The following is a 5,867-nucleotide window of genomic DNA, read 5'->3' as shown; positions in this document are numbered from 1 at the left end:
CCGCCGCGTCGTCGAGGCCGGTCCCGCCGTCGAGGTCGGCCCAGCCGTCGAAGGCGGTACCGAAGGCGAGGGGCGTGACCACGACGTGCAGCCGCATGCCCATCAGCCCGTCGACCGCCAGGGCCACCTGGTCGGCGGTGGCGTCCGCGAGGCCGGGCTGGCACACGAGCACGTCGCTCTTCGCCTTGAAGGCCGTGCGGCAGACCTTGGCCCACGCGCCCTCCACGTCCTTGCGGCGCAGCCCGAAGGCCTTGTGGCGGCGGCGGAGCTCGACGTCGGCGCGATCCAGCAGGTCCTGGTCGACGGCGGGGAGGACGACGCCCGCCGCGGCGAGCGCGGGGTCGTCCCGCAACGCCTCGTGGGGTGCGTCGAGCCCCGGGACGGCGGGACCGACGAGGAGGAACACGCTGCGCTTGGCCATGGCCCCACCGTGGCGGGGGCGCCCGTCGTACGGGTGAACGCAGGTCCAACGCCGGCCGGGGAGACGGCGAAGTTCCCCGACGTGCAACGCGGAGCGTGGTCCAGTGCGTCCCAGGGGTGACGCCGAACCACCCGAGGAGCGAGATGGCCCGCAGGCACGAGGAGTTCGAGGAGTTCGCCCGCACGCGGACCCCCCAGCTCTACCGGTCTGCCTGGATGCTGTGCGGCGACCCCCACCGCGCCGAGGACCTCGTCCAGGACACCTTGGCCAAGGTCTTCGTCCGGTGGCACCGACCGTTGGCGGGCGCGATCGACAACCCGGCCGCCTACGCTCACACGGCGCTGGTCCGCACCTACATCAGCGCGCAGCGCCGTCGCAGCACCCACGAACGCCCGACCGAGCGGCTCCCCGAGCGGGTCGAGCACGACGACGGGGCAGACACCCGGCTCACGCTCGCCGCCGCGCTCGACCGGCTCGCGCCGCTCGACCGTGCCGTGCTGGTGATGCGGTACCTCGACGACACCTCCGTCGCCGACACCGCCGCCGCGCTCGGAGTGAGCGGGCAGGCCGTGCGCAACCGCACGTTGCGGGCGCTCGACCGCCTGCGTGCCGTGCTGGGCACCTCGCTCGACGACCTCATCGAGTCCGGAGGCTCCTGATGACCATCCCCGACCACGGCGTCGACCTGCTGCTGCGGCAGGCCGCCGACCACCTCGCGATTCCCGATGTCGACCGCCTCGTCGCCGGGGGCGTCACCCGCGGGCGCACCCGCCGTCGCCGCGCCCGGATCGGAACGGCGGTCGCCTCGGTGGCCGTGCTCGGCGTCGTCGGCGTCGTTTCGGCCGTCGTGCCCCGGCTCGGCGCGGACGTGGACTCCGCCCGCGACCCGCGCCCGGTCCAGCCGGCGACCTCGGGCCCGACCGCCGGGTCGCCGGACGTGGCGCCACCCGCCGACGTGCTGCGGCCGCTGGTGGGCGACGCCGCCATGGCGGCCGCGCTGCAGGCGGCCACCGGAGCCCAGCAGGTCCGGCAGGAGATCGTCGCCGACGACGGGTCGGGCGACCTGACCCGTCGCTTCTACCTGACCCTCGACGGGGCGGAGGTTTCCTTCCGGATCCGCTGGTACAACTCGCCGGTGGCGGTCGCCGACGGCGGCCGGCCGCTGTCGCCGGACTTCCTGTGCGAGCCCGGCCCCGACGTCGACTGCACGACCCTGGTAGATGGCTCACGGCTGCTGCGCCAGGAGGCCTACGCGAGTGGTGGGGACGGCGTGCCGAACGCCGTCCAGGAGCGGACCGCCAGCCTGGCCACGTGGGACGGCTGGCAGGTCGACGTCATCGCCACCAACACCCCGGCCGAGAAGTCCGGCGAGGTCGTGGCCGACGAGCCGGTGCTCACGCTGGAGGAGGTCACGGCGCTGGCGACCAGCCCGGAGTGGTACCGCTGATCGGCCCTCACGTCCGCGCGAGCCACTCCACCATCGGTCGGTAGGCGCGCCAGTCGTCGCGGACCAGGTCGAGCAGCCCGGGGCTGTGCACCACCGGCTCGAAGCCCAGCTCGCGGCCGGCGAACAGCTGCTTGTGCCGCAGCAGGTGGATGCGCGGGTGCTCCCGGTCGTAGCCCCGGGGCGCGGTCTTGAGCTGCTCGCCACTGATCTCGTAGCCCTCCGCCGTGAGGCCGGCGAGGATCCCCTCGAGCTCGGCGCCGCGGCGCTCCTCGGCCACCGCGGTCCGGTAGGCCGCGATCTGCGCCCCCTCGCCGGCGTAGAACCCGGCGCCCGTGCGCACGCCCGCCGCCGACACCTGGACGTACCAGCCGGTGTGCGGGGCGACCGCTACGAACGCGCCCTGATGGGTCTTGTACGGCGTCTTGTCCTTGGCGAAGCGGACGTCGCGGTAGGGGCGGAAGACCTTGGCGGCGCCGAACTCCGCCTCGAGGGCGGCGGTCAGCGCCTTCATGGGCGCCTCGACCGACTCCTTGTAGACCGCCCGGTGCGCCTCCCAGAACGACTTGGTGTTGTCCATCTCGAGGTCGTCGTAGAAGTCGAGGGCGGCGACGGGGAATCCGGTGAAGCTCACCCGCCCGACCCTAGCGATCTCTGCCAGACTCGGGCGCCATGAGCAGGCCCCACCTGGCAGCAGCCGTCGAGGACCGGTGGAACCGCGCCCTCGGCGGCGTCCTTGCGCGCCGGGGCTGGCGCCCGACGGTCGTGGGGTACGACGGCTACGGCGGCCCCGACTTCGTCCGCGTCCTGGCCCGCGTGGTCCTGGACCGGCCGGCGGAGCGGGGCGCCCGGGGCAACGAGCTGCGGCGCGGCTGGCGCACCTTCCTCACCGCCGAGCTCGGTGGCGTCGAGGTCACCGTGACGGTGGCCGGGGAGACGTCCACCACCATCACGGACCGGTCCGGCATCCTCGACGTGCGCCTGCCACGGGCAGGCCTCGAGCCCGGCTGGCACGCCGTCGAGCTGGTCACCGCCGGCGCCGAGCCGGGGTCGGCGGACGTCCTCGTGGTGGGCGGCGACGTCGACTTCGGGATCGTCAGCGACATCGACGACACGGTCATCACCACCTGGCTGCCGCGGCTGCTGCTGGCGACGTACAACACCTTCGTGCTCGCCGAGGAGGCGCGCACGCCGGTGGCCGGGATGACCGAGCTGTACGCCGGGTTGCTCGCCGACCGGCCGGGCGCCCCGACGGTCTACGTCTCGACGGGACCGTGGAACGCCGCCCGCGCGCTGTCCCGTTTCCTGGCCCACCATGGCTTCCCCCGCGGGCCGCTGCTGCTCACCGACTGGGGGCCGACCAACACCGGGTGGTTCCGCAGCGGGCGTGAGCACAAGCTCGCGTGCCTGCGTGGCCTGGTCGAGGACTTCCCGGCGATCCGCTGGGTGCTGGTCGGGGACGACGGCCAGCGCGACCCGGTCATCTATGCGGAGTTCGCGCGCGAGCACCCGGACCGGGTGCGGGCGATCGCGCTGCGGGAGCTGTCGATGGAGCAGCAGGTGCTGGCGCACGGCACCCCGACCGAGCTGCTCGAGGCCCCTGCGCCGCACGGGCGCCCGGAGGTGCGGGGCGCCGACGGTCGCGTGCTCGCCGAGCGGCTGCGCGGAATCGTCTAACTGACCGCGGCCCAGACCTGCTCGTCGCCGGCCTCGCCGAACGACGACAGGGTGACGACGCCGTCTGCGCACCCGGGCTCGCCGAGGAAGGCGTTGCCGGTGGACTCCGACTCGTAGGCGACGTCCAGTGCGGAGCCGTCCCAGCGCATCAGCCGGGCCGGGTCGCTGGGCCCGGCGGGGTCGCGCACGAAGAAGGTGTCGCCGCCGCAGGGGATGAGGGTGCCGGTGGTGCCCTTGCCGAGGACCTGCACCTCGCCGTCGACGCGGGCGCTGAAGCGGGCCACCTCCTGGCGCTGCTCGCGTGGCACCTCGGACCAGATCACGCCGGTCGAGGTCGGTGCGACGTCCCAGGCCGTGCAGTCGGCGGGGCCCTCGACAGGCTGCGGCTCGCCGGCCTGGTCGAGCACGTGGACGGTGYGGCAGGCGACCGGACGGGCGTCGTCGAAGGTCATCATCCCGACGCCGTGCTCGCCGGCGGTCAGGTTGCTGAAGCCGGTCCGTCGCGGGGCGCACCAGCCGTCCTCGCCGGTGCCGTCGCTCACCGCGAGGGTGGCCAGGCAGTAGGCGCCGCCCTCGCCGAGGGTCGGGTACCAGAGGCTGTCGTCGTACATCGCCCACGAGCCGCCGTTGGCGGGCTCGGGGGTGACGATGTCGGCGGTGGTGCCGGTGGCCAGGTCGACGCGGACGGCCGCGCCGGTGGAGGTCTCGCCGCCGGCGGCGAAGGACACGACGGCGGTGTCGCCCTCGAGCAGCACCGCGTCGACGCTGCGCCCCTCGACCGCGGGTACGACGACCGCGTCACCGCCGCCGTTCGGCTCGAAGCGGACCTCGGTCTCGGTGGCGACGGCGGTCCAGGCGGCGCCCCGCACCACCCGGTCCTCGGGAGCGTGGCCCGTGGGCTGCCACTCGAGGGGGCCGGCGCTCGGGGTGGGGTCGGACGACTCGGTGGACTCGCCGGCCGGCTCGCTCGGCGAGTCGCTCGGCGACGAGGTGGGACTGGTCGAGCCGCCGGTCCCGTCCGGGGAGTCCGCCCCGTCCCCGCAGGCGACCAGGGCCGGGCCCAGGAGCAGCAGCAGGGCGGCCGCGAGCGTCGTACGGGTGTGGGTGGCGGGGCGACGCGGCATCAGACGCCGATGTTGTGCTGGAAGTGCGCCTGGTTGGCCCGGTAGCTCTTGTAGGCGTTCTGCCACTGGGTGCGGGCGATCCGGGGCTCGGAGGGGTCGAACTTGTTCTGGTCCCACGGCTCGAAGTAGCCGAGCTGGGGGCGTCCGCCGGGGTTCTGGTCGAAGCCGCGGCCCACCTGGAAGTGTCCGGAGGCGTCGTCGTCGAGGTAGGGGTAGTACTGCTTGAGCAGGATCGGGTGCAGGACGACGGGCGCGCGGTAGTCGTGGACGTGCTTCATCATCAGCAGGTACCACTGCTTGAAGGTGAAGTCGCCGATGTCGAGCACGATGTACTCGCCGGCGTAGTCGGCGCCGCCCCAGCCGGTGGACTCGTTGACGGTCCGCACCATGTCCGTGATCGCGGTGCCCGCGCTGGTGGTGCCCAGCTCGCCGGCCCAGTGCGCCTGGTTGCGGCGGGTGCCGTCCCATCCCCAGGCGATCATCTGCATCGCGCCGGGGCCGCACCAGTAGTAGCGCTGCTGCGGGCGGACCTGCTTCTGCTTGAGGATCTGGAAGGTCTCGGGGTAGTCCGCGGCGGTCTTGGGGCTCGGGGCGGCCGGGGCGACGGCCACGCTCGTGTCGGTCGTGGTGGTCGTCGTCGCGGTGGTGGTCGTGGGCGCGGGTGTGGTCGTGCTGTCGCGGGCCTGCGTGGCGAGCATCGCCTCGGGGTGGCGCTGGGCGAAGTCGGCCGGCAGTGGCACGCCCTGGATCTCGTGGCGCAGGAGCCAGACCTTGGCGACCGACGTGGCCGCGGTGGTGAGCTCGAGCCGCTCGGCGGCCGCGCGAGCGGTCGGGGTCATCCGGGCCTGCTGGCGCAGGGCGGTGGCGGGGTCGAGGTCGCCGGTGCGCTCGCGGCCGGCGGGGGTGCTGGTGGCCATCCGGGCGGCGACCTCGTGCTCGGTCGCGGTGGTCCAGCCGGTGCCGAGGCAGTAGCGCTGCCCGTCGAAGGTCGCGCACCGGGCGGCGGCGTCGGCCAGCGTGCGCGTGGAGGCGCCGGCCGGCACACGGGCGCTCGTGCCCTCGCGGACGACCCGGTCGATCTCGGCCTGCATCGCCGGGGTGACGACGCCGGGTCCAGCGGTGTCGCTGGTGCGGAGCGCGGTGCTGGCGGCCTCGGGCGTGAGGGCGGCGTCGGGGGTGGTGGCGTCGGGCAGCAGGGGTG

Annotated in this window: 7 protein-coding genes; 3 read left to right on the top strand and 4 right to left on the bottom strand. The window is 74.3% G+C overall.

Features of this window, described 5'->3' with window-relative positions; translation table 11 throughout:
* Positions 1–421 (bottom strand): hypothetical protein (locus ACXJKL_RS12555; protein WP_457207382.1); only part of this gene is annotated, 421 nt, incomplete at its 3' end.
* Between the two features lie 143 nt (positions 422–564).
* Here ACXJKL_RS12555 and ACXJKL_RS12550 point away from each other — a divergent pair.
* Positions 565–1,080 carry a SigE family RNA polymerase sigma factor gene (locus ACXJKL_RS12550; RefSeq protein WP_457207381.1) on the top strand — a complete coding sequence of 172 codons (516 nt, stop codon included), beginning with the start codon at positions 565–567 and terminating at the stop codon, positions 1,078–1,080.
* Positions 1,080–1,868: a hypothetical protein gene (locus ACXJKL_RS12545; RefSeq protein WP_457207380.1), complete on the top strand. Its 789-nt coding sequence runs from the start codon at positions 1,080–1,082 to the stop codon at positions 1,866–1,868. The genes ACXJKL_RS12550 and ACXJKL_RS12545 overlap by 1 nt, the downstream gene beginning before the upstream one ends.
* Before the next feature lie 7 nt (positions 1,869–1,875).
* On the opposite strand, the gene ACXJKL_RS12540 is transcribed toward ACXJKL_RS12545, so the two are convergent.
* Positions 1,876–2,499 (bottom strand): DUF2461 domain-containing protein, encoded by a 624-nt coding sequence (locus tag ACXJKL_RS12540; protein ID WP_457207379.1) that lies wholly within the window; start codon positions 2,497–2,499, stop codon positions 1,876–1,878.
* A 38-nt stretch (positions 2,500–2,537) separates the two neighbouring features.
* Between ACXJKL_RS12540 and ACXJKL_RS12535 the strand changes: the two genes are divergently transcribed.
* Entirely contained in the window at positions 2,538–3,542 is a 1,005-nt protein-coding gene (locus ACXJKL_RS12535; RefSeq protein ID WP_457207378.1) for an App1 family protein, read from the top strand.
* Here the strand turns inward: ACXJKL_RS12535 and ACXJKL_RS12530 are convergent.
* Entirely contained in the window at positions 3,539–4,666 is a 1,128-nt protein-coding gene (locus tag ACXJKL_RS12530) for a hypothetical protein (RefSeq protein ID WP_457207377.1), read from the bottom strand. The genes ACXJKL_RS12535 and ACXJKL_RS12530 overlap by 4 nt on opposite strands.
* The coding region (locus ACXJKL_RS12525; RefSeq protein ID WP_457207376.1) for a C39 family peptidase at positions 4,666–5,867 on the bottom strand (1,202 nt) is incomplete at its 5' end. The genes ACXJKL_RS12525 and ACXJKL_RS12530, both read right to left, overlap by 1 nt.

This window comes from Nocardioides sp. P5_C9_2 (assembly GCF_054049555.1).
Note: the sequence above shows the minus strand (reverse complement) of the source record. Positions and strands in the feature narration are given on the sequence as shown.